Raw genomic sequence first — 22,696 nt, 5'->3', positions numbered from 1 at the left:
GACACCGTGGACCTCCTCGTAGGACAGCTCTTCACCGGCCTCAGCACCGGCTCGATCCTGCTCCTCGCAGCGCTCGGCCTCTCGCTCACCTTCGGCCAGATGGGCGTCGTCAACATGGCGCACGGCGAGTTCATCATGGCCGGCTGCTACACCGCGTACGTCGTGCAGCAGGCCGTCGGAGACGCCGGCGTCTCCCTCCTGATCGCCCTCCCCGCCGGATTCCTCGTCGGCGGCGCGATGGGCCTGGTCCTCGAAGCGCTGCTCCTGCGGCGCCTCTACCACCGGCCGCTCGACACGCTCCTGGTCACCTTCGGCGTCGGCCTGATCCTCCAGCAGGCCGCCCGCGACGTGTTCGGGGCGCCCGCAGTGAACGTGTCCGTCCCCGAGTTCCTGCGCGGCGGCGTCGACCTCCTCGGCGTCACCGTCCCCAAGACCCGCCTGTTCATCATGGCGCTGGCGGTCGTGTCGGTCGCCGCCGTCGCCCTGGTCCTGCGGTTCACGCCCGCCGGGCGGCGCATCCGCGCCGTCGTCGGCAACCGCGACCTCGCCGAGACCGCGGGGATCTCCTCGCGGACGGTGGACGCGGCGACGTTCTTCATCGGCTCGGGCCTCGCCGGGGTCGCCGGAGTCGCGTTGACGCTCATCGGGTCGACGAGCCCCACGACCGGCCAGTCGTACCTGGTGGACGCGTTCCTCGTGGTCGTCGCGGGCGGCCTGGGCCGCATCAAGGGCGCGGTGGTCGCCGCCGTCGCGCTCGGCGCGATGCAGGCGGTGTTCGAGACGTACTCGACGGCGTCGCTCGCGAAAGTCGGCGTCTTCATCGTCATCGTCGTCTTCCTGCAACTGCGCCCGCAGGGCCTGTTCACGCTGCGAACCAGGAGCCTCGCATGAAGTTCTTCCAATCGCGCCTCGGCACCTGGACCGGCTTCGCCGCCGCCGCGCTCGTCCTCTTCGGCCTCGCGCCGCTGCTCCTGTCGGGGTTCCGGCTCGGCCTGCTCGCACAGTTCCTGTGCTACGCGATCGTCGCGGTCGGCATCGGCCTCGCCTGGGGCCGCGGCGGGATGCTCACCCTCGGGCAGGGCGTGTTCTTCGGCATGGGCGCCTACCTCATGGCGATGCACCTGAAGATGGCCGACGCCGAGTTCCGCAACGGCCCCGGCGCCGTCCCCGACTTCATGGAGCTCGCGGGCATCCGCGAACTCCCCGCCTACTGGGCGCCGTTCTCCTCGCCCGTGTTCACGATCGCGATGATCCTCCTCCTGCCGACCGCGTTCGCGGTCCTCCTCGGCCTCGCGGTCTTCAAGCGCCGCGTCAAGGGCGCGTACTTCGCGATCCTCTCCCAGGCCCTCGCCGGGGCGTTCGCGATCCTCCTCATCGGGCAGCAGTCCCTCGGCGGGTTCAACGGCCTCAGCCGGTTCCGGTACTTCTTCGGGTACAACCTCGACGACCCGGTCAACCAGCAGATGCTCTACTTCATCGCCGCCGGGATCCTCCTCGTGGTCCTCGCCGTCGCCCTGCAACTGCGGCGCTCGCGATACGGCGAGCTGCTCGTGGCCGTGCGCGACGCCGAAGAGCGCGTGCGGTTCCTCGGCTACGACGCCGCGAACGTCAAGGTCGTCGCGTACGCCGTCGCCGCCCTGTTCGCCTCCGTCGCGGGCGCGGTGTTCGTGCCGATCGTGGGGATCATCTCCCCGGCGAGCATCGGGATCGTCCCCTCGATCATGTTCCTCCTCGGCGTCGCCATCGGCGGCCGCGCGACGCTCCTCGGGCCCGTGATCGGCGCGCTCGCCGTCGCGTGGGCCCAGACCGCCCTGTCCGAGCAGTTCCCGTCGGCGTGGACCTACGCCCAGGGGCTCCTGTTCGTCCTCGTCATCGCCCTGCTCCCCGGCGGGATCGCCTCGGTCGCCGCCGTCACGAAACGGTTCCAGCGCAAACCAGTGGAGGCCGCAGCATGAGTGCCGCATTGAGCTGCAAGCAGATCGAAGTCGCGTTCGACGGGTTCAAAGCCGTCGCGGGCGTGGACCTCGAACTCGACCGCGGGGAGGTGCACTTCCTCATCGGCCCCAACGGCGCCGGGAAGACCACCCTGGTCGACGCGATCACCGGCCTCGCCAAGTACACCGGCTCGGTCGTCAAGGACGGCGAGGAGCTGCGCGGCAAGAAGGTCCACCACATCGCCCGCAAGGGGATCGGCCGGACCTTCCAGACCGCCACCGTCTTCGAGAACCTGACGGTCGCCCAGAACCTCGACATCGCCGCCGGGGCCGGGCGCTCCCCGTGGACGCTCCTGCGCCGCCGCAAGCACCTGCCGCAGCACGTCACCGACACCATGGAGCGCATCGGCCTCAAGGACAAGGCCGACACGCCCGCCGGGATCCTCGCGCACGGCCAGAAGCAGTGGCTGGAGATCGGGATGCTCCTCGTCGGCGACGCCGACGTGCTCCTCCTCGACGAGCCGATCGCCGGGATGGGCCACGAGGAGCGCGAGACCACCGGCCTGCTCCTCCACGACATCGCCGCCGACCGGGCCGTCGCCGTGGTCGAACACGACATGGACTTCATGCGGGCGTTCGCCCACCGCGTCACCGTCCTCCACGCCGGGGCGGTCCTCGCCGCCGGCACCGTCGACGAGGTCTCCGACGACCCCCGCGTCCAGGAGGTCTACCTCGGCACCGCGAAGGAGAACGCCGATGCTGCGACTGCATGACCTCACCTGCGGATACGGCCGCTCGGCCGTCGTCCACGGCGTGGACCTGGAGATCGGCGCCGACGAGGTCGTCTCCGTCATGGGCCACAACGGGGCCGGGAAGACCACGCTCCTGCGCGCCGTCGTCGGCCTCATCCCCGCGATGAAGGGGGCCGTCGAGTTCGACGGCGCGGATGTCACCGGCAGGCCCACCAACAAGCGCGTCAAAGCGGGCATGGCCTACGTCCCCCAAGGCCAGCAGTGCTTCGCGCATCTCACCGCGGGGGAGAACCTGCGCCTCGTCGCCGACGGACGCAAGCGCGGCCGGGCCCTCATCGACGAGCAGCTGGACCTGTTCCCGGCCCTCCGCGGCCTTCTCGGCCGCCAGGCGGGCCTGCTCTCGGGCGGCCAGCGCCAGCAGCTCGCCATCGCCCGCGCGCTCATCACCGAGCCGCGCCTGCTCATCCTCGACGAGCCGACCGAAGGCATCCAGCCCAACGTGGTCGCCGAGATCGAGTCGACCATCGTGGACCTCGCCAAGCGCGGCGGCCTGTCCGTGCTCCTCGTGGAGCAGCACCTCGGCTTCGCGCTCCAGGCCGCGAGCCGCTACTACGTGCTGCGCTCGGGCCGCGTGGCCTCCTCCGGCCCCACCGGCACCGAAGCCGAGACCCGAGTCCGGGAGGCGATGGCCATATGACGTTCTCGCCACTGCCTGACACCGAAGGCCCCCTGGCCGAACGCGTCTACATCGCCCTGCGCGCCGACCTCATGAACGGCCGCTACGAACCCGGCAAGCGCCTCGGCGAGGAGCGCCTCGCCGGGATCTACGGCGTCTCCCGCACCCCGGTCCGCGAGGCGCTCAGCCGCCTCGCGGCCGACGGGCTCGTCTCGCGCGAAGTCGACGGCCTGTACCCGTACCGGCCGCGCATCGAGCAGCTCAACGACCTGTACGAAGTGCGCCTCACGCTCGAACTGCGCGGCCTCGCCCGCGCCGCCGCCGACCCCGACGTCAAGCACGACCCGGACCTCCTCGGGCCCGAGCTCGACCGCTGGTACCGACTGCGGGACGCCCCGCCCGGGCCCGACGCCGGGTTCGTGGAGTCCGACGAGCGGTACCACCTGACGCTCCTGGCGTCCTCGGGCAACCCGCAGCTCGCCGAGGCGCTCAAGGTCGTGAACAACCGCATCCGGCCCGCCCGCATGTTCGACTACTTCACGGCCGAGCGCATGGAGTCGACCATCGCCGAGCACATCGCCATCGCCGAAGGCGCCCTCGACGGGCGCTACAGCGAGGCCACCGCGATCCTCACCCGCCACATCGAGACGTCCCGGTCCATCGTGGTCGGCCGCGCCGAGGCCGCCCTGACCTGGGCCCACCTCGCGAACGCCGTCCGGCCCTAGCACTTCGAGAGCGAGACCCATGTTCGAGCGCATCCTCATCGCCAACCGCGGCGAGATCTCCCGGCGGATCACCCGGACCGCCCACCGGCTCGGGATCGAGACGGTGGCCGTCTACTCCGAGGCCGACGCCGCGTCGCTGCACGTGCGCGAGGCCGACGAGGCCGTGTGCGTCGGGCCCGCGGCCCCCGCCGAGTCCTACCTCAACGTCGACGCGATCCTCTCCGCCGCCAAGGACACCGGCGCGCAGGCCGTCCACCCCGGGTACGGGTTCCTCGCCGAGAGCGCCGAGTTCGCGCGCCGCGTCGCCGAGGCCGGGCTCGTGTTCATCGGCCCCACCCCCGGGCAGCTGGAGCGGTTCGGCGACAAGGTGACCGCCCGCGAGGCCGCCACCCTCGCCGGGGTCCCGCTCGCCGCCGGGACCGCCGCGCTCGACACCGCCGAGCAAGCCGTCAAGGCCGCCGAGGCCATCGGCTACCCCGTGATCGTGAAAGCCTCCGCGGGCGGCGGCGGCATCGGGATGCGCGTCGCCGAGGACGCCGAAGCGCTCGCCGAGGTGTTCGCGTCCGTGAAGCGCCTCGCCGCCGACAACTTCGGTGACGACTCGGTATATATCGAACGCTATGTATTGCATGCCAGGCACGTGGAGGTCCAGGTATTCGGCGACGGCGAGGGCCGCGTGGTCTCCCTCGCCGACCGCGACTGCACGCTCCAGCGCCGCCACCAGAAGGTCATCGAAGAAGCCCCCGCACCCGGACTCCCCGACGCCGTCCGAGAAGGAATGCACGCGGCGGCCCGCGCGCTCGCGGCCGAGGCGCAGTACCTGTCGGCCGGCACCGTCGAGTTCATCTACGACGCCGACCGCGAGGAGGCGTCGTTCCTGGAGTTCAACACCCGCCTCCAGGTCGAGCACCCCGTCACCGAGGCGGTCCTCGGGATCGACCTGGTGGAGTGGATGATCCGCGCCGCCGCGGGCGACACCGCCTTCCTCGACGGCCTCCCCGACACCGGCCCCGCCGTCACCGGCGCGGCCGTCGAGGCCCGCGTCTACGCCGAGGACCCCGCCCGCGGGCACCTCCCCAGCGCCGGGCTCCTCACCTGCGTCGACCTCCCCGAGACCGCGCGCGTGGACACGTGGATCGAACGCGGCCTCGAAGTCCCGGCCGTCTACGACCCGATGCTCGCCAAGGTCGTCACCACCGGCGCGACCCGCGCCGACGCCTGGGCCGCCCTCGCGGACGCCCTGGGCGACACCAGGATCGAGGGCGTCCACACCAACCTCGGGCAGCTCCGGGCCGCCGCGGCCGACCCGCGGGTGCTCGCCGTGGAGCACGACACCGGCACCGTCGCCACGATCGAGGACGCCTCGCCGCGCATCGACGTCATCGCCGCCGGGGTCCTCACCACGGTGCAGGACTTCCCGGGCCGCATCGGCTACTGGCAGGTCGGGGTGCCGCCGTCGGGGCCGATGGACGACCTGTCGTTCCGGCTCGGCAACCGCGCCCTCGGCAACGACGAAGGGGTGCCGGGCCTCGAATGCACGATCGCGGGCCCGACGCTGCGGTTCAGCGTCCCGGTCACGGTGTGCGTCACCGGCGCGCCCGCGCCCGTCACGCTCGACGGCGCCCCCGTCGAGCAGTGGGTCCCCATCGAGGTCCCGGCGGGCGGCGAGCTCGCGGTCGGACAGATCATCGACGCGGGCGCCCGCACCTACGTGCTCTTCCAAGGCGGCCTCGACGTGCCGACGTTCCTCGGCTCGGCCTCGACGTTCCCGCCCGGCCGCATCGGCGGCTACACCGGCGACCAGCTGCGCGCGGGCGACCGCCTGCTCCCGGTCACCGCCACCGGGACCACCTCCCCGGTCCCGGTGGCGGACCGCCCGTCCTTCGGCCACGAATGGACCCTCGCCGTCACGCCCGGCCCGCAGCCCGCCCCGCACTACTTCACCGTCGCGGACATGGAGCGGATCTACGACGCCGAATGGTCCGTGCAGGTCCACGCCGGACGCTCCGGCGTGCGCCTCGACGGGCCCCGCCCCGAGTGGGCCCGCACCGACGGCGGCGAGGCCGGGCTCCACCCCTCGAACCTCCACGACAACCCGTACTCGGTCGGCACCGTCAACTTCACCGGCGACACGCCCGCGCTGCTCGGCCCCGACGGACCCAGCCTCGGCGGGTTCGCGTGCCCGTTCACCGTCACCACCTCCGACCGGTGGAAGCTCGGGCAGCTGCGCCCCGGCGACGCCGTCCGCTTCCTGCCCGTCGACGAGGCCGAAGCGGACCGCCTGCGCGCCAACCCGGTCGCCGCGCCCGTCCCGCTCGTCGGCGCCGCCCGCGACGAAGCGACCCTCGCGCTCATCGAAGCCGGAGACGACCGGCCCGCCGTCGCCTACCGCCGCGCCGGGGACGACGCGATCCTCCTCGAATACGGGCCCATGCACCTCGACCTGGCGCTGCGCATGCGGGTCGGCGCCCTCATGGACGCCCTCGCCGCCGCCAACCCCGCCGGGCTCATCGACACCACCCCCGGCGTGCGCTCCCTCCACCTGCACGTCGACCCTGACGTGCTCCCGATCCGCACCCTCACCGGGCTCCTCACCGAGCTCGAAGCGGACCTGCCCGACACCGGCGACATGACCGTGCCCTCCCGCGAAGTGCGCCTGCCGATCTCCTGGAACGACGCCGTCGTCGACGAGGCGATCGCCCGCTACTCCACCAACGTGCGCGACGACGCCCTCTTCAACCCCTCGAACATCGAGTTCATCCGCCGCATCAACGGCCTCGACTCGATCGAGGACGTCGCCGACATCGCCACCGCCGCCGAATGGCTCGTCCTCGGCCTCGGGGACGTCTACCTCGGCGCGCCCGCGGCCGTCCCCGTCGACCCGCGCCACCGCCTCGTCACCACCAAGTACAACCCGGCCCGCACGTGGACCGCCGAAGGCACCGTCGGCATCGGCGGCTCCTACATGTGCATCTACGGCATGGACTCCCCGGGCGGCTACCAGCTCGTCGGCCGCACCGCCCCTATCTGGGCCGGACTGCGCGACCTCGCGTCCTTCAAGGACGGCCTGCCGTGGCTGCTGCGGTTCTTCGACCGCGTCGTCTTCGAACGCGTCTCCGAGGAGCAGCTCGCCGAGACCCGCCGCGACCTCGCCGCCGGAAGGGCCGAGATCGACATCCGCGAAGGCACGTTCGCGTACGCCGACTACCGGCGCCTCCTCGCCGACAACGCCGACTCGATCGACGCGTTCCGCACCCGCCAGGCCGCCGCGTTCGAAGCGGAGCGGCAGCGCTGGGCCGACGCAGGGGAGTTCGACCGCGACCACACCGAGCCCGCCCCCGGCGGCGGGAACGCGATCGAGCTCGCCGACGGCGAGACCCTCGTGGAAGCGCCGATGGCCGCGAGCGTGTGGCGCGTCAACGTCGCCGAAGGCGACACCGTCACCGCCGGGGACGCCGTCGTCGTGCTCGAAGCGATGAAACTGGAGATGCCCGTAGTGTGCACCGTGTCCGGGACCGTGACGCGCGTGCTCGCCGCGCCCGGCGACCAGGCCGCGCCCGGCGCGCCGCTGCTGGTCATCCGATAAACAACGTGGACAACAGGACAGGGGACCGAGTGAACACCGTGGAACGCGTCGAGGCCGCCTACGCCCGCATCCGTGAGGCCGACCGGCCCGAGGTCTGGATCAGCCTGCGCGAGAAGGCCGAGGTCCTGGCCGAGGCCGCCCGCATCCAGGCCCGCGTCGACGCGGGCGACCGCCTGCCCCTCGCCGGGACGGTCTTCGCCGTCAAGGACAACGTGGACGTCGCCGGACTGCCCACCACCGCGGCCTGCCCGTCCTTCGCGTACACGCCGATCCAGGACGCCACCGCGGTGCTGCGCCTGCGCGCGGCCGGCGCGATCTGCCTGGGCAAGACCAACCTCGACCAGTTCGCGACCGGCCTGGTCGGCACCCGCTCCCCGTACGGCCCCGTCCGCGCCGCCGCCGACCCCGACCGCATCTCCGGCGGGTCCTCCTCCGGGTCCGCCGTCGCCGTCGCCCTCGGCATCGCCGACTTCGCGCTCGGCACCGACACCGCCGGATCGGGCCGGGTCCCCGCCGCCCTCAACGGGATCGTCGGCGTCAAGGCCACCCTCGGCCTCGTCCCCGTCGACGGCGTCGTCCCCGCCTGCCCCTCCTACGACTGCCTCACCGTCTTCGCCCCCGACCTCGACCTCGCGACCCGCGCGATCCGCACCATGACCGGCGAGAGCGCACTCGACCCCGCGTCCCGGCCCTGGCCCGCGGACGCCCCGCTCGCGGCCCCGCCCGCCGCGCGGGCCGCCGTCCCCGTCGAGGCGAACCTCGCCGCGCTCGACCCCGACTTCCGCCCCCTCTGGGACGCCGCCCTCGCGCGCTTCGCCGCCGCGGGCACCGAACTCGTCCCCGTCGACGTCCAGCCGCTCCTCGACGCCGCGCTCCTGCTCTACGAAGGCGCGCTCGTCGCCGAGCGCTACGCCGCCTTCGGCGCCCACATCGAGGCCCAGCCGGGCGACGCCGACCCCACGGTCGCCGAGATCGTCAAGGGCGCGGGCAAGTTCAGCGCCGCCGACCTCGTGGCCGACCAGCAGCGCCTGCGCACGGCCCGCCTCCGCGCCGCCGACCTCCTCGACGGCTTCGACGCGCTCCTGCTCCCCACCGCGCCGCTCCACCCCCAGATCACTGAAGTCCAGGCCGACCCCATCGCCGTCAACGCCGCCATGGGCACCTACACGAACTTCGTGAACCTCCTCGACATGGCCGCCGTCGCCGTCCCCGCCGGCGCGCACGGCACCAAGGGCTTCGGCGTCAGCGTCATCGTCCCCGCCTTCCACGACCAGGTCGCCCTCGACCTCGCCGCCCGCGCCGCGGACGTCCCCGCCCCCCGCTACGCCCCCCGCGGGACCGAACTCGTCGTCTTCGGCGCCCACCTGACCGGCATGCCCCTCAACCACCAGCTGCTCGCCCTCGACGCCCGCTTCGACGGCGAGGTGACCACCGCCCCCGCCTACCGCATGTACGAACTCGACACCGCGCCCCCCAAACCCCTCGTCGTCCGCACCGCCGACGGCGCCGCCCTCCCCGGCGAACGCTGGCTCCTCAGCCCCGCCGCCCTCGGCACGTTCCTCGCCGGCCTCCCCGCCCCCATGACCCTCGGCAAGGTCGAACTCGCCGACGGCACCTGGGCCACCGGCTTCGTCGCCAACGAACCGGCGGGCGAGGACATCACCGCCGCGGGAGGCTGGCGCAACCGGCGCGGCTGACGGGTGTCGCACCCGCGTGCGAGGATCGGGGCATGGATTTCCCCGACCTCCGGGCGCACCTGGTCGCCGAAGCCGCCCGCTTCCGCGCCGCCGCCCTCGCCGCCGCACCCGACGCCAAGGTGCCGTCCTGTCCCGAGTGGACCGCCACCGACCTGCTCGACCACGTGACCGGGGTGTACGACCACAAGATCCAGTCGATGCGGCTGCTGCGCGAACCCGCCGAGGCCGACCGGATCGCGCGCGGGGGCGTGGCCGTGGAGCGGTTCGACGCCGCGCTCGCCGAGCTGCTCGCCGAGTTCGACGACCGGGGCCCGGAGAGCCTGGCGCACACTTGGTACGGCCCTGACCAGACCGTCGGGTTCTGGATCCGCCGCATGGCGCAGGAGACGGTGGTCCACCGCGTGGACGCCGAACTCGCCGCGGGCCTCCCGGTCGCGGAGATCGACGCGGCGCTGGCGCTCGACGGGATCGACGAGATGGCGACGGTCATGCTCGCGTGGGGCTCGCGGGCCTACCGCGAGTGGGTCGCCGACGCCGTCACCGCGAACCTGGGCCTGGAGGTCGGACTCGACGCGGGGGAGCGGGCCTGGACCGTGTCCGTGACCGCCGCGGGCATCGACGTCGCCGACGGCGCAGGCACCGGGACCGTCGTGTCCGGGACGCCGGGGGAGCTCCTGTGCTGGCTGTGGCGGCGCCTCCCGGTCGACGCGGTCACCGTGGACGGCAAGGCCGACGACGCGCAGGCCCTGTACGACCTCATCGAAATGTTCGCGCAGTGACCGCCCTGCCCTACCCCGGCGCCGTGCAGGCCGAGCCGCTCCCGCAGGCCAGCGTCGGGGACCGCGACTTCGACCTCCTCGCGGTCGACCCGGGCCTGAGCGCGATCGGGATCGACCGCGCCGACGGGACCGTGTGGCTCCTGCCCGAAGACGGCGACCTGTCGCCGGTCAACGCGAGCCGCGCCCAGTTCGATGCATGCGCCGCGATCTACGCCGAGGCCGCCGCCGAAGCCGAGCGCCTCGCCGCCGCGGGCTTCAGCGACGACGATGACGAGGAGGACCCGGGGGACGCGTTCACCGACGCCCTCCTGGAGCGCTTCGAGGCCGTCGACCCGGTCGCGGTGGCCGACGAGAACGGCTTCTGGTCGACCGCCGCCGAAGAGCTGGGCTACGCCCTGCCCGCGTGAGCGGCGGCCGGGCGGTGCGCGGCGAGCGCCCGGTCGAGGTCCGCGATGAGGTCCTCGGGCGCTTCGAGACCGATCGAGAGCCTGACGATGCTGTCGGCGGGCTTCGCGCCGTCCGCGACCGGCCGGTGGGTGAGCGCCGCCGGGTGCTGGATCAGCGAGTCCACGCCGCCCAGCGACACCGCGTGCGTGAACAGGCCGACCGCGCCCGTCACCTGCTTCGCCTGCTCGAAGCCGCCGCGCAGGTCCACGGCGATCATCGCGCCGGGCCCGCGCATCTGCACGCCCAGCAGCGGGTCCCCGCTCGGGTAGTGCACGCGCGCCACGGCCGGATGCCCCCGCAGCCACGCCGCGACCCGCTCGGCCCCGGCCTGCTGCGCCCGGACCCTGACCGGCAGCGTCGTCAGCCCCCGGTGCAGCAGGTACGCGCCGAGCGGATGCAGGAGCCCGCCGGTGACGGCCCGGACCCGGCGCAGCGCCGCCGCGGTCTCGGCCCCGCACGCGATCACCCCGGCGATCACGTCCCCGTGCCCGCCCAGGTACTTCGTCGCCGAATGCAGCACCATCGCGGCACCGAAGTCGGCCGGGTTCTGGAGCACCGGCGTGGCGAACGTGTTGTCCACCAGCACCGGGACGCCTTGGGCCGCTTCGACGACCGCGCGGATGTCGACCAGGTCGAGCGTGGGGTTCGCCGGGGTCTCCAGCACCACCATCGCCGTGTCCGGCCGCAGCGCCGCGGCCACCCCGGCCGCGGTGCAGTACGTGGTCTCGGTCCCCAGCAGGCCCGTCGACAGCAGGTGGTCGGTCCCGCCGTACAGCGGCCGCACGGCCAGCACGTGGCGGCGGCCCGTGCCCGCGGTCGCCGCCAGGACCGCCGCGGTCATCGCCGCCATCCCCGAGGAGAACGCCACGGCCTCCTCGGTGCGCTCCAGCCGCGCGAGCGCCGACTCGAACCGGGCGACCGTGGGGTTCCACAGCCGCGCGTACACGTTCCCGCCCTCCGTGGTCGGCGTCCCGCCGGAGGCCATCGCCTCGTACGACAGGCCGCCCGCCTCGATGTCGGGCAGCGGGTTCGTGGTGGACAGGTCGATCGGAAGGGCGTGCACGCCGAGTGCGGCGAGGTCCTCGCGGCCGGCGTGAACGGCGATCGTGTCGGGTTGCAGCCACGGCGAAGTCATGACCGGACTCTAGGCAGATCCCCAACCTGCTGCAATACTTGCCGCGGAAAGCCCCGGCATACCGGGATACCAGTGCAGATTCAGCGGGAGGAGCCGTCATGGCAGACGCGCGGCCGAAGAAAACGCAACCGGTCCCGCTCGACGGCACCGACCTCGCGATCCTCGCCGCGCTCGCCGAGGACGGCCGCATGACCAACGCCGCCATCGCCTCCCGCGCGGGCGTCGCCGAGTCCACCTGCGCCTACCGCGTCAGGGCCCTGCGCGAATCCGGGGTCGTCACCGGCATCCGCGCCCGCCTCAGCGCCGAAGCCCTCGGCCGGCCCCTCCACGCGATCATCAAGGTGCGCCTGGGCTCCCACAGCCGCGAACTCGTCCACCACCTGTACGACCGCCTCACGACCCTGCCCGGGGTCCTCACCGTCTTCCACGTCGGCGGCGACGACGACTTCCTCCTGCACGCCGCGGTCGCCGGGCCCGAGGCCCTGCGCGACCTCATCCTGGAGCACATCACCGTCCACCCGATGGTCCGCCAGACCGAGACGCAGCTCGTCTTCGAGGTCCGCGACGGCCGCGGCCTCCTCCCGTGACGACGGCAGGCCCGGACCGACCGGCCCGGGCCCCCTTGCATTGCGCCGCTATGCGATGCGGATGGTGTTCCAGCTCATCGCGGGCAGCTCCACAGTGATCAGGCCGTCCTTGACGACGACGTCCCCGTTGGCGACCGGGGCGACCCGGTCCTGGTCGTCGACGGTGTTCTTCGCGTCCCGGTCGGCGTCCGTGAGCGTCGAGACCGTCACGTCCCCGACCTGCACCGACGATGCGTCGATCTCCAGGGTCATCGGGGTCTCCAGGTCGCGGTTGACCGCGAACACGGTGACCGACCCGTCCTCGCCCGCCACCGCGACCGAGTGGAGGGCCGAGACCTCGCCGTACTTCTTCGTGTCGAAGGCGGGGGAGTCGGCGTTGACGTTCAGGACCGTGCCGCGCCCGTACTTCGAGGCCTCGGCGAACGGGAAGAACGTGGTCTGGCGCCACGCGGGCCCGCCCGGCTCGGTCATGATCGGCGCGATCACGTTGACCAGCTGCGCCAGGCACGCCGCGGTCACGCGGTCCGAGCGCCGCAGCAGCGTGATGAGCAGCGACCCGAACACGACCGCGTCCATCGCCGAGTAGTGGTCCTCCAGCTGGCGCGGGGCGATCGACCACGGCTCGGGGCGCTCGCCGGTGGGCGCGGTCTGGTACCACACGTTCCACTCGTCGAAGGAGATGTTGATCTTCTTGTCGCTCTTGAGCTTCGCGCCCACCGCGTCGGCGGTGGCGATCACCCCGTCGATGAACAGCTCCATGTCCTGCGCCGAGGCCATGAAGGAGGTGACGTCGCCGTCGAGCGGGTGGTAGTAGGCGTGCGCGGAGATGTAGTCGACCGACTCGTACGTGTGGGTGAGGACCTCGTTCTCCCACGCGCCGAAGAACGGCATGCCGCGCGAGGACGAGCCGCACGCGACCAGGTCGAGGTCGTCGGAGCCGTCGATGAACCGCAGCGACCGGGCGGTCTGGTCGGCGATGCGGCCGTACTCGGTGGCGGTGCGCTGGCCGATCTGCCAGGGGCCGTCCATCTCGTTGCCCAGGCACCACAGCTTGATGCCGTAGGGCTCCTCGTCGCCGTGGGAGCGGCGCAGGTCCGACCAGTAGGTGCCCCCGGGGTGGTTGGCGTACTCGAACAGGTCGAGGGCCTCCTGGAGGCCGCGGGTGCCGAGGTTGACGGCCATGTTCGGCTCGACGTCGACGGTGCGGCAGAACTTCATGAACTCGCCGAGGCCGAACTGGTTGGTCTCGGTGGTGCCCCACGCGAGGTCGAGGCGGCGGGGCCGGTCCTCCTTGGGGCCGACGCCGTCCTCCCACCGGTAGCCGGAGACGAAGTTCCCGCCGGGGTAGCGGATCATGGTCGGGCCCAGCTCGCGGATGAGGTCGAGGACGTCCTCGCGGAGGCCGTCGGCGTTCGCGGTCGGGTGCTCGGGCTCGTAGATGCCCGTGTAGACGCACCGGCCGAGGTGCTCGACGAACGACCCGAACAGCCTGTCGGGGACCTCGGCGACGGTGAAGCGGGGGTCGAACTCGATGCGTGCGCGGTGGTGGTCGGCCATGATCGCCTCCGGTAGGGACTGCGTGGTGAACGGTAACCCGGGCACCCTGGAGTCCCGGTAGCCGTGACGCTACCAAAGATTGCTTTACCGGTACAGTACCGGGGTCGTCAGAGTTCGAGGGCCGTCGAGGCCCGCGCGATCAGCTCCGGCTGGAACACGACGTTGCGGTGCGTGTGCTCCGTGCCTTCGGCGATCTCGTCGAACAGGAGCTGCGCGGCGGTCCTCCCGAGCTGGGCCCGCGGCTGGCGCACCGACGAGAGCGGCACGGCCGCGGCGGCGGCGAAGTCGATGTCGTCGTAGCCGACGATCGCGCACTCCTGCGGGACCTTCACGCCGTGCATCGTCAACCCCTGGAGCGCGCCGAGCGCCACGAGGTCGTTGGCGCAGAACACGGCCGTGGGCCGGTCCTCGCGCCCGAGCATCGCCTCCACGGCCTCGCGCCCGGCCTGGAAGTTCAGGCCCGGGGTCGCGAACACCTCCAGCTCGACGCCCGCGTCCTCGCACACCTCCCGGCAGCCCTCGTAGCGGTCGGCGACCTGCGGGATCGCCGAGGGTCCGCCGATGAACGCGATCCGCCGGTGCCCGCGCTCGACCAGGTGCCTCGCGGCCAGGCGCCCGCCCGCGACGTCGTCGACGGCCACCGAGCAGTGCGGGTGGCGGCCCGCGCCGCGGTCGACCAGGACCACGGGGATGTCGTGCCCGGTGAGCCGCTCGATCCACGACGCCGACGAGTCGTCCACCGGGGTGATGAGCAGGCCCAGGACCCGCTGCTCCTCAAGGAGTTCCAGGTGCCGCCGCTCGCGGCGCACGTCCTCGCCGGAGTCGCACACGGTCACCACGCCGCCCGCGGACTCCACCAGGGGCTCGGCGCCGCGGACCACGTCGGTGAAGAACGGGTTGGCCACGTCGAGGACCACGATCGCGACGGTGCGGCTGCGTCCGGCCCGCAGCTGGCGCGCGGAGTCGTTGCGCACGTAGCCGAGATCGGCGATGGCGGCGAGCACGCGCGCCCTGGTCTCCTCGGCGACGGCCTCGGGCCGGTTGAGCACATTGGAGACCGTCCCGACCGAGACGCCGGCCGCTCGCGCGACGTCTTTCATACTGGTAGTGGTCATGGTCACCTCAATGAGTCTATCGGGGGGCGGGGGTGCAGGCGGCCCGCCGATTGAAACGGTTCAACCGTGAACGGCGAGCTTGAGGAGCATATACCGAACCGTGTTCGAATTTCTTCCCGGCCGCGGCTTGACAAGCGCTTGCTTCCCGTTCTACGTTATCGAAATCCGTTCATGAAACGATTCAAAAACACGGCGTTCACACGCCGGAGCCCGCACCCTCCTGGGAGGAACCCCGTGACCGCTGCGCCACCCACCCGCGTGTGCTTCACCCTCCGCGTCAGACCCGACCGCATCGAGGAGTACAAGGAGCGCCACGCCGCCGTGTGGCCCGACATGCTCCGCGCCCTCGCCGCGACCGGCTGGACGAACTACTCCCTGTTCCTGGGCGAGGACGGCCTCCTCGTCGGCTACCTGGAGACCCCCGACTTCGACGCCGCCCGCGAGGCCATGGCCCGCACCGACGTCAACGCCCGCTGGCAGGAGTCGATGGCCCCGTTCTTCGAGGGCACCGGCGGCGCGCACGCCGACGACGCGTTCAACGTCCTCACCGAAGTGTTCAACCTGGAGACCCAACTGGCCGCGGCCGACGCCGCCGCTGAAGGAGCCCGCAAATGAGCGACCGCACACCGTACGCCAAGCAGGTCCTCGCGGGCCAGAGCATCGAGATGCCCTCCTGGGCGTTCGGGAACTCCGGCACCCGCTTCAAGGTCTTCGCCCAGCAGGGCGTCCCGCGCGACCCGTACGAGAAGCTCGCCGACGCCGCCCAGGTCCACAAGTACACCGGCGCCGCCGGGTCCGTCGCCCTCCACATCCCCTGGGACAAGGTCGAGGACTACGCCGACCTCGCCCGCCACGCCGCGGACCTGAACGTGCGCATCGGGACCATCAACTCGAACACGTTCCAGGACGACGACTACATGCTCGGCTCGGTCTGCCACCCCGACGCGAAGGTCCGCCGCAAGGCCGTCGACCACCTCCTCGAATGCGTCGACATCATGGACGCCACCGGCGCGGCCGACCTCAAGCTCTGGTTCGCCGACGGCACCAACTACCCCGGCCAGGACTCCATCTCCGGGCGCCAGGACCGCCTCGCCGAGTCCCTCGCCGAGGTCTGCGCCCGCCTCGGCGACCACCAGCGGCTCCTGCTCGAATACAAGCTGTTCGAGCCGTCGTTCTACACCACCGACGTCCCCGACTGGGGCACCGCCTACGCGCACTGCCTCAAGCTCGGCCCCAAGGCCCACGTCGTCATCGACACCGGCCACCACGCGCCCGGCGTCAACATCGAGTTCATCGTGGCGTTCCTGCTGCGCGAAGGCAAGCTCGGCGGCTTCGACTTCAACTCCCGGTTCTACGCCGACGACGACCTCATGGTCGGCGCCGCCGACCCGTTCCAGCTCTTCCGGATCCTCCACGAGCTCACCCTCCAGGACGTCCTCCTCCCCGATTCGGGCATCGCCTACATGCTCGACCAGTGCCACAACATCGAGCCGAAGATCCCCGGCCAGATCCGCTCGATCATGAACGTGCAGGAGGCGACCGCCAAGGCCCTCCTGGTCGACCACGACGCGCTCGCCGCCGCGCAGCAGGCCGGCGACGTGCTCGGCGCGAACGCGGTCCTCATGGACGCCTACAACACCGACGTGCGCCCGCTCCTGGCCGAGGTCCGCGCCGAGAAGGGCCTCGCCGCAGACCCCATGGCCGCGTACGCCGCCTCCGGGTACGCCGAGGAGATCAAGGCCGCCCGCGTCGGCGGCGCCCAGGCCGGATGGGGTGCGTAAGTGAGCGCTGTCAACGACCTGATCACCCGCTCGAACCGCCTGGGGGCGGACAAGCGGAACACGAACTTCGCGGGCGGGAACACCTCCGCGAAGGGCGCCGAGACCGATCCGGTCACCGGCGAGGACGTCGAGCTGCTGTGGGTCAAGGGCTCCGGCGGCGACCTCGGCACCCTCAAGGAGTCCGGGCTCGCCGTGCTGCGCCTGGACCGCCTGCGCGCCATGGTCGACACCTACCCGGGTGTCGATGACGAAGACGTCATGGTCGAGCGGTTCGACTACTGCCTCCACGGCCGCGGCGGCGCCGCCCCCTCGATCGACACCGCGATGCACGGCCTCGTCGACGCCGCACATGTGGACCACCTGCATCCCGACTCCGGGATCGCGTTCGCGACCGCCGCCGACGGGCCCGCGCTCACCGAAGCCTGCTTCGGCGGCCGGGTCGTGTGGGTGGACTGGCGCCGCCCCGGCTTCCAGCTGGGCCTGGACATCGCCGCGATCAAGAAGGCGAACCCGCAGGCGATCGGCTGCATCCTCGGCGGCCACGGCATCACCGCCTGGGGCGCGACCTCCGAGGAGTGCGAAGCGAACTCCCTGGAGATCATCCGCGGCTGCGAGACCTACCTCGCTGAGCACGGCAAGCCGGACCCGTTCGGCGACAAGGTCGCCCAGTGGGCCCCGCTCGGAGAGGCCGAGCGCCGCGAGCGCGCCGCCGCCCTTGCGCCCGTCGTGCGCGGCCTCGCCTCGACCGACCACCGGCAGGTCGGGCACTTCACCGACGCCCCGGAGGTCCTCGACTTCCTCGCCTCGGCCGAGATGCCGCGCCTGGCCGCCCTGGGCACCTCCTGCCCGGACCACTTCCTGCGCACCAAGGTCCGGCCCCTGGTCCTGGAGACCGCCGCCGACGCGCCCCTTGCGGACGTGATCGCGCAGCTCCAGGAGCGCCACGCGGCCTACCGCGAGGAGTACCGCGCCTACTACGAGCGCTATGCGACCGAGGACTCCCCGGCGATCCGCGGCGCGGACCCGGCGATCGTGCTGGTCCCGGGTATCGGCATGTTCTCCTTCGGCGCCGACAAGCAGACCGCGCGCGTCGCGGCGGAGTTCTACGTCAACGCGATCAACGTGATGCGCGGGGCCGAGTCGGTCTCCGCGTACGAGCCGATCGCCGAGTCCGAGAAGTTCCGCATCGAGTACTGGTCCCTCGAAGAGGTCAAGCTCCAGCGCCGCCCCAGGCCCAAGCCGCTCGCCGGGCGCGTCGCGCTGGTGACCGGCGCGGCCGGTGGCATCGGCAAGGCCACGGCCGAGCGCCTCGCGGCCGAAGGCGCCTGCGTCGTGATCGCCGACCTCGACGCGGAAAAGGCTGCCGCCGCGGCGGCCGAGATCGGATCGGCCGACGTCGCGGTCGGGGTGTCCTGCAACGTCACCGATGAAAGCGCGATCAAGTCCGCATTGGACGCGGCCGCGCTCGCGTTCGGCGGCGTCGACCTCGTCGTCAACAACGCCGGGCTCTCCCTGTCCAAGCCGCTGCTCGACACCACGGCCGCGGACTGGGACCTCCAGCACGACGTCATGGCGAAGGGCTCATTCCTCGTCTCCCGCGAGGCCGCGCGCCTCATGATCGCGCAGGGCCTGGGCGGCGACATCGTCTACATCGCCTCGAAGAACTCGGTGTTCGCCGGCCCCAACAACATCGCGTACTCCGCGACCAAGGCCGACCAGGCACACCAGGTGCGCCTCCTCGCCGCCGAGCTGGGGGAGCACGGCATCCGCGTCAACGGCGTCAACCCCGACGGCGTCGTGCGCGGCTCCGGCATCTTCGCCTCCGGGTGGGGCGCGAACCGCGCGGCCGTCTACGGCGTCAAGGAAGAGGAGCTCGGCCAGTACTACGCGGGCCGGACCCTGCTCAAGCGCGAAGTGCTCCCGTCCTCGGTCGCCGATGCCGTCTACGCGCTCGTCGGCCCCGACCTGGGTCTGACCACCGGCGTCCACATCCCCGTGGACTCCGGCAACCCGCAGGGCTTCCTGCGGTGACGGTACTGGCAGCCGTCGACCTCGGCGCGTCCTCCGGACGCGTCATGGCCGCCCGCGTCGTGGACGGGGACCGGATCGGCCTCACCGAGGCCGCCCGGTTCCCCAACCGCGCCGTCCAGGTCCGCGGGCGCCTGTACTGGGACGTCCTCGGCCTGTGGTCCGGCGTTCTCGACGGCCTGCGCGCCGTCGGCGAGGCGGCCGCGATCGGCGTGGACTCCTGGGCCGTCGACTACGGCCTCCTCGACGCCGACGGCCACCTCCTCGCCAACCCCTACTGCTACCGGGACGCCCGCGGCGCCAAGGCTAAAGCCGACGTCCTCGCCCGCACCACCCCCGAGACCCTGTTCGCGCTCACCGGCATCCAGCCGCAGCCGTTCAACACCGTCTTCCAGCTCACCGCCGACGCGCCCGGCGCCCACCGCGCCCTCCTCGTCCCCGACCTGCTCACCTACTGGCTCAGCGGCGAGGCCGCCTGGGAGGCCACGAACGCCTCCACTACCGGGCTACTCGACCCCGCCACCGGCGACTGGTCCGCAGCCGCCGCCGACGCTGCCGGGATCGACCTGGGCCTCCTCGGCCCGGTCACCCCCACCGGCACCGTCCTCGGCCCGGTCCTCCCCGAGATCGCCGACGCCACCGGCCTCGCCGCCGCCACTCAGGTGATCGCGACCGCCAGCCACGACACCGCCGCCGCCGTCGCCGCCGTCCCCTACGAAGGCCCGAACGCCGCCTACATCTCCTGCGGCACCTGGTCCCTCGTCGGCACCGAACGCGACACCCCGATCGCCACCCCCGCGGCACTCGACGCCGGGTTCACCAACGAGCGCGGCGCCGACGGCACGATCCGCTTCCTGCGCAACGTCGCCGGACTCTGGCTCCTCTCCGAGTCCGTCGACACCTGGCGCCGCAGGGGCCACGACATCGACCTCGCCGACCTCCTCGACGCCGCAGGAAAAGAGGAGCGCCTGCGCTCGGTCGTCGACCCCGACGACCCCCGCTTCGCCGACCCCGGCGACATGCCCGAGCGCCTCCGCGCCTACTGCGCCGAGACCGGCCAGCCGGTCCCCGAGACCCCCGCCCAGATCGCCGCGTGCATCCTCGACTCCCTCGCGCTCGCGCACCGCCGCGCGATCGACGCCCTCGAAGCCCTCACCGGCGGGGCGGTCGACACGATCCACATCGTCGGCGGCGGCTCCAAGAACGCCCTCCTGTGCCAGCTCACCGCCGACGCCACCGGCCGCCCCGTGCTCGCCGGACCCGACGAGGCCACCGCCCTCGGCAACGCCCTCGTCCAGGCCCAGGCCCTCGGCCTCATCGGCCCCGGACCCGACGCCCGCCGCGCCGCGGCCCGCGCCTCCGCGCAGCCCAGGCGCCACGAACCCCAAGGGCCGCAAGACCCCTGGGAGCAAGCCACCCGACGACTGTCGGGACCGCCTCAATAGATCCCGAAGGCCCGCCCTCGGCGGGACCCCTCATTTCAGAAGGAGCAATCAACGATGATCCGCCATCCTCACCGCCTGCGGCGCCGATCCCTCCTCACGGGCGCCTCGGCCGCCGCCGTGCTGGCCGCCGCCGCGGCCTGCGGCGACGACGGGCCCGCGGGCACCGCCGACGACCCGATCGAGATCAGCTTCGAATGGTGGGGCGACGAGACCCGCGCCGACCTCACCAACCAGGTCATCGACCTGTTCCAGCAGAAGAACGAGGGCATCAAGGTCAAGGCGAACTTCGCCGACTTCCCGACCTACTGGGAGGGCATGGCCGGCCGCATGGCCTCGCGCGACCTGCCCGACGTCTTCCAGATGGACTACTCGCGCCTGCGCCAGTTCGGCGGCGCCGGGATGCTCCTGCCGCTCGAAGGCGTCGTCAAGACCGACGACTTCCGGGAGGGCTTCCTCGACACCGCCAAGCTCGACGGCCAGCTCATCGCCGTCCCGGCCGCGGGCAACACCCTCGGCCTGATCTACCGCTCCGACTGGTTCGAGCAGCACGGCATCGCCACCCCCGCCCCCGGCTACACCTGGGAGCAGTACGGCGCCGACATCGCCGCCCTCACCCCCGCCCTCGGCGAGGGCAAGTGGGGCGGCGGCGACTGGGCCGGGCAGTACCACTTCATGGAGCTGTGGCTGCGCCAGCAGGGCGGCTCGTTCTACACCGAGGACGGCAAGGCCCTCAACTTCACCAAGGAGCAGCTCGCCGAGTGGTGGGCCACCACCGCGGACCTGTACGCCGCGGGCAACGTCCCGCCGGTCGAGACCACCATCGAATGGACCGAGGACGGCCTCGTCCAGGACGCCCTCGCCTCCGAGATCGGCTGGGACAACTTCATGCCCGGCTTCTCGCCGACCGTTGCCGAGAACGGCGGCACGCTCGCCCTCGCCGCCCCGCCGAGCCTCGACCCCGGCAACCTCGGCCTCTACCTCAAGCCCTCGATGCAGCTGGTCATCTCCGGCACCACCGAGCAGCCCGAGGCGGCCGCCAAGTTCATCGACTTCTTCCTCGGCGACCCCGAGGCGATCGCGATCCTCGGCACCAACCGCGGCATCCCGGCCACCAACACCGGCCTGGAGAACGTCGAGCTCGACGAGTACGCGCAGGCCGTCCTCGACTACGAGGCCAGCGTCTCCGAGTACCTGACGACCCCGCCGCCCGCCCCGCCCGCCGCCACCGGCGCCATCGAGGTCAAGTTCGGCGAGATCTACCAGCAGGTCCAGTACGCGGCCATGACCACCACCGAAGCGGCCGACCTCTTCTTCACCGAGGCCGAGACCCTCCTCGCCTCCGAGCAGTAGTCCCTCCCAGGGCCGCGCGGCGCCCCGTTCGTCGCGCGGCCCGAAAGCCAACGCCGATAAGGAACCTCACCGTGACAGCTCCTCCGACCGCGGCCCCGCCCGCGGCAGACGAGGCCGGAGCCACCGCGCAGGCGAAGAAGCAGAAGGGCGCCGCCAAGCGCCGCCCCTCCCTCTCCCGCCGCGGCGAACTGCTCACCGGCTACACCTTCATGACCCCGTGGATCATCGGTTCGCTGGTGTTCACCGTCGGGCCCATGCTGTGGTCGCTGTACCTCTCGTTCACCGACTACCACCTCGTCCTCGGCGGCGACTTCATCGGCTTCGAGAACTACCGTGCCATGTTCGAGGACCCGATGTTCGCGCGGGCCGTCAAGGTCACGCTCCTGTACGTCGTCCTCGCCGTCCCGCTGAAGCTCCTCGCGTCCCTCGCCGTCGCCATGCTCCTCACCCAGAAGCGCCGCGGCATCGGCTTCTACCGGGCCGCGTTCTACATGCCCTCGCTCATCGCCATGAGCGTCGGCATGGCCCTGGTCTGGAAGGCGCTCTTCGCCGCCGACGGCCCCCAGGACCAGTTCATGAGCCTCTTCGGCTGGGAGGGCGGCGGGTTCATCGGCAACCCCGACGTCTCCATCCTCATGCTCGTGCTCCTCAGCGTCTGGACCTTCGGCGCGCCCATGGTCATCTTCATGGCCGGGCTCCTCCAGGTCCCCGGCGAGCTCTACGAGGCCGCCGAAGTCGACGGCGCCGGCAAGTGGCACCGGTTCGTGCACATCACGATCCCCATGCTCTCCCCGGTCATCTTCTTCAACGTGCTCATGGAGACCGTCCACGCGTTCCAGATGTTCGGCCCCGCCTTCATCATCGGCGGCACCGCGGGCGGCCCCGCCTGGTCCACGCTCTTCTACACCGTGCGCATCTACGCGCTGGCCTTCGTCGACCTGCGCATGGGCTACGCGTCCGCATGGGCGTGGATGCTCGTGCTCGCCGTCGGCGTGGTCACCCTCATCATGTTCCGCGCCGCCAAGAACCTCGTCTACTACGCGGGGGAGGACAACCGATGACCCACACCCGTCGCCCCACCCAACCGGCTCGCTTCGCTCGC

19 protein-coding genes are annotated in these 22,696 nt (G+C 72.1%); 16 read left to right on the top strand and 3 right to left on the bottom strand.

Going from position 1 to position 22,696, the window contains the following annotated elements:
* Positions 1 to 6: 6 nt before the first annotated feature.
* From urtB to B0I28_RS20665, 9 genes are read left to right on the top strand one after another with little or no spacing between them, the layout of a single operon-like run.
* The gene (gene urtB / locus B0I28_RS20705) at positions 7 to 891 is read left to right on the top strand and encodes an urea ABC transporter permease subunit UrtB (RefSeq protein WP_106365739.1); all 885 of its coding nucleotides are present in this window, start codon (positions 7 to 9) and stop codon (positions 889 to 891) included.
* The gene (gene urtC / locus B0I28_RS20700) at positions 888 to 1,955 is read left to right on the top strand and encodes an urea ABC transporter permease subunit UrtC (RefSeq protein WP_106365738.1); all 1,068 of its coding nucleotides are present in this window, start codon (positions 888 to 890) and stop codon (positions 1,953 to 1,955) included. Before urtB ends, urtC begins: the two co-directional genes overlap by 4 nt.
* Positions 1,952 to 2,707, top strand: a complete 756-nt coding sequence (gene urtD, locus B0I28_RS20695) for an urea ABC transporter ATP-binding protein UrtD (protein WP_106365737.1) — start codon at positions 1,952 to 1,954, stop codon at positions 2,705 to 2,707. Before urtC ends, urtD begins: the two co-directional genes overlap by 4 nt.
* Positions 2,691 to 3,383: an urea ABC transporter ATP-binding subunit UrtE gene (gene urtE, locus B0I28_RS20690; RefSeq protein WP_106365736.1), complete on the top strand. Its 693-nt coding sequence runs from the start codon at positions 2,691 to 2,693 to the stop codon at positions 3,381 to 3,383. Before urtD ends, urtE begins: the two co-directional genes overlap by 17 nt.
* Positions 3,380 to 4,087, top strand: coding sequence for a GntR family transcriptional regulator (locus B0I28_RS20685; protein WP_106365735.1), 708 nt, complete (start codon positions 3,380 to 3,382; stop codon positions 4,085 to 4,087). Before urtE ends, B0I28_RS20685 begins: the two co-directional genes overlap by 4 nt.
* Before the next feature lie 19 nt (positions 4,088 to 4,106).
* The gene (gene uca / locus B0I28_RS20680; protein WP_106365734.1) at positions 4,107 to 7,673 is read left to right on the top strand and encodes an urea carboxylase; all 3,567 of its coding nucleotides are present in this window, start codon (positions 4,107 to 4,109) and stop codon (positions 7,671 to 7,673) included.
* Between the two features lie 29 nt (positions 7,674 to 7,702).
* Positions 7,703 to 9,370: an allophanate hydrolase gene (gene atzF, locus B0I28_RS20675; RefSeq protein WP_106365733.1), complete on the top strand. Its 1,668-nt coding sequence runs from the start codon at positions 7,703 to 7,705 to the stop codon at positions 9,368 to 9,370.
* Positions 9,371 to 9,402: 32 nt separating this feature from the next.
* Entirely contained in the window at positions 9,403 to 10,149 is a 747-nt protein-coding gene (locus B0I28_RS20670) for a maleylpyruvate isomerase family mycothiol-dependent enzyme (protein ID WP_106365732.1), read from the top strand.
* On the top strand, positions 10,146 to 10,556 hold the full coding sequence (locus B0I28_RS20665) for an SUKH-4 family immunity protein (protein ID WP_106365731.1): 411 nt from the start codon (positions 10,146 to 10,148) through the stop codon (positions 10,554 to 10,556). Before B0I28_RS20670 ends, B0I28_RS20665 begins: the two co-directional genes overlap by 4 nt.
* Here the strand turns inward: B0I28_RS20665 and B0I28_RS20660 are convergent.
* Positions 10,538 to 11,731, bottom strand: a complete 1,194-nt coding sequence (locus B0I28_RS20660) for a trans-sulfuration enzyme family protein (RefSeq protein ID WP_106365730.1) — start codon at positions 11,729 to 11,731, stop codon at positions 10,538 to 10,540. The genes B0I28_RS20665 and B0I28_RS20660 overlap by 19 nt on opposite strands.
* 98 nt (positions 11,732 to 11,829) lie before the next feature.
* Between B0I28_RS20660 and B0I28_RS20655 the strand changes: the two genes are divergently transcribed.
* Positions 11,830 to 12,318 carry an Lrp/AsnC family transcriptional regulator gene (locus B0I28_RS20655; RefSeq protein WP_106365729.1) on the top strand — a complete coding sequence of 163 codons (489 nt, stop codon included), beginning with the start codon at positions 11,830 to 11,832 and terminating at the stop codon, positions 12,316 to 12,318.
* A 48-nt stretch (positions 12,319 to 12,366) separates the two neighbouring features.
* Here the strand turns inward: B0I28_RS20655 and arfA are convergent, their stop codons facing one another.
* Together arfA and B0I28_RS20645 are read right to left on the bottom strand one after the other, a co-directional pair.
* On the bottom strand, positions 12,367 to 13,875 hold the full coding sequence (arfA, locus tag B0I28_RS20650; RefSeq protein WP_106365728.1) for an arabinosylfuranosidase ArfA: 1,509 nt from the start codon (positions 13,873 to 13,875) through the stop codon (positions 12,367 to 12,369).
* A 107-nt stretch (positions 13,876 to 13,982) separates the two neighbouring features.
* The gene (locus tag B0I28_RS20645; protein ID WP_219926895.1) at positions 13,983 to 14,990 is read right to left on the bottom strand and encodes a LacI family DNA-binding transcriptional regulator; all 1,008 of its coding nucleotides are present in this window, start codon (positions 14,988 to 14,990) and stop codon (positions 13,983 to 13,985) included.
* 234 nt (positions 14,991 to 15,224) lie between these two features.
* Between B0I28_RS20645 and B0I28_RS20640 the strand changes: the two genes are divergently transcribed.
* From B0I28_RS20640 to B0I28_RS20615, 6 genes are all read left to right on the top strand, one after another.
* Positions 15,225 to 15,605, top strand: a complete 381-nt coding sequence (locus B0I28_RS20640; RefSeq protein ID WP_219926894.1) for an L-rhamnose mutarotase — start codon at positions 15,225 to 15,227, stop codon at positions 15,603 to 15,605.
* Positions 15,602 to 16,771, top strand: a complete 1,170-nt coding sequence (gene rhaI, locus B0I28_RS20635; RefSeq protein WP_106365725.1) for an L-rhamnose isomerase — start codon at positions 15,602 to 15,604, stop codon at positions 16,769 to 16,771. Before B0I28_RS20640 ends, rhaI begins: the two co-directional genes overlap by 4 nt.
* Positions 16,772 to 18,802 (top strand): bifunctional aldolase/short-chain dehydrogenase, encoded by a 2,031-nt coding sequence (locus B0I28_RS20630; protein WP_106365724.1) that lies wholly within the window; start codon positions 16,772 to 16,774, stop codon positions 18,800 to 18,802.
* Complete coding sequence (locus tag B0I28_RS20625; RefSeq protein WP_106365723.1) at positions 18,799 to 20,244, top strand: rhamnulokinase; 1,446 nt, start codon at positions 18,799 to 18,801, stop codon at positions 20,242 to 20,244. The genes B0I28_RS20630 and B0I28_RS20625 overlap by 4 nt, the downstream gene beginning before the upstream one ends.
* Before the next feature lie 54 nt (positions 20,245 to 20,298).
* Positions 20,299 to 21,594: an ABC transporter substrate-binding protein gene (locus tag B0I28_RS20620; protein WP_106365722.1), complete on the top strand. Its 1,296-nt coding sequence runs from the start codon at positions 20,299 to 20,301 to the stop codon at positions 21,592 to 21,594.
* Between the two features lie 71 nt (positions 21,595 to 21,665).
* On the top strand, positions 21,666 to 22,655 hold the full coding sequence (locus B0I28_RS20615) for a carbohydrate ABC transporter permease (RefSeq protein WP_219926893.1): 990 nt from the start codon (positions 21,666 to 21,668) through the stop codon (positions 22,653 to 22,655).
* The last annotated feature ends 41 nt before the right edge of the window (positions 22,656 to 22,696 follow it).

This window comes from Glycomyces artemisiae, from assembly GCF_003002955.1.
Taxonomy (GTDB): Bacteria; Actinomycetota; Actinomycetes; order Mycobacteriales; family Micromonosporaceae; genus Glycomyces; species Glycomyces artemisiae.
Note: the sequence above shows the minus strand (reverse complement) of the source record. Positions and strands in the feature narration are given on the sequence as shown.

Coding starts and splice junctions, on each gene's coding strand:
- urtC (WP_106365738.1), top strand. CDS start 888: ATGAAGTTCTTCCAATCGCGCCTCGGCACCTGGACCGGCTTCGCCGCC.
- urtD (WP_106365737.1), top strand. CDS start 1,952: ATGAGTGCCGCATTGAGCTGCAAGCAGATCGAAGTCGCGTTCGACGGG.
- urtE (WP_106365736.1), top strand. CDS start 2,691: ATGCTGCGACTGCATGACCTCACCTGCGGATACGGCCGCTCGGCCGTC.
- B0I28_RS20685 (WP_106365735.1), top strand. CDS start 3,380: ATGACGTTCTCGCCACTGCCTGACACCGAAGGCCCCCTGGCCGAACGC.
- uca (WP_106365734.1), top strand. CDS start 4,107: ATGTTCGAGCGCATCCTCATCGCCAACCGCGGCGAGATCTCCCGGCGG.
- B0I28_RS20670 (WP_106365732.1), top strand. CDS start 9,403: ATGGATTTCCCCGACCTCCGGGCGCACCTGGTCGCCGAAGCCGCCCGC.
- B0I28_RS20660 (WP_106365730.1), bottom strand. CDS start 11,731: ATGACTTCGCCGTGGCTGCAACCCGACACGATCGCCGTTCACGCCGGC.
- B0I28_RS20655 (WP_106365729.1), top strand. CDS start 11,830: ATGGCAGACGCGCGGCCGAAGAAAACGCAACCGGTCCCGCTCGACGGC.
- arfA (WP_106365728.1), bottom strand. CDS start 13,875: ATGGCCGACCACCACCGCGCACGCATCGAGTTCGACCCCCGCTTCACC.
- B0I28_RS20645 (WP_219926895.1), bottom strand. CDS start 14,990: ATGACCACTACCAGTATGAAAGACGTCGCGCGAGCGGCCGGCGTCTCG.
- rhaI (WP_106365725.1), top strand. CDS start 15,602: ATGAGCGACCGCACACCGTACGCCAAGCAGGTCCTCGCGGGCCAGAGC.
- B0I28_RS20620 (WP_106365722.1), top strand. CDS start 20,299: ATGATCCGCCATCCTCACCGCCTGCGGCGCCGATCCCTCCTCACGGGC.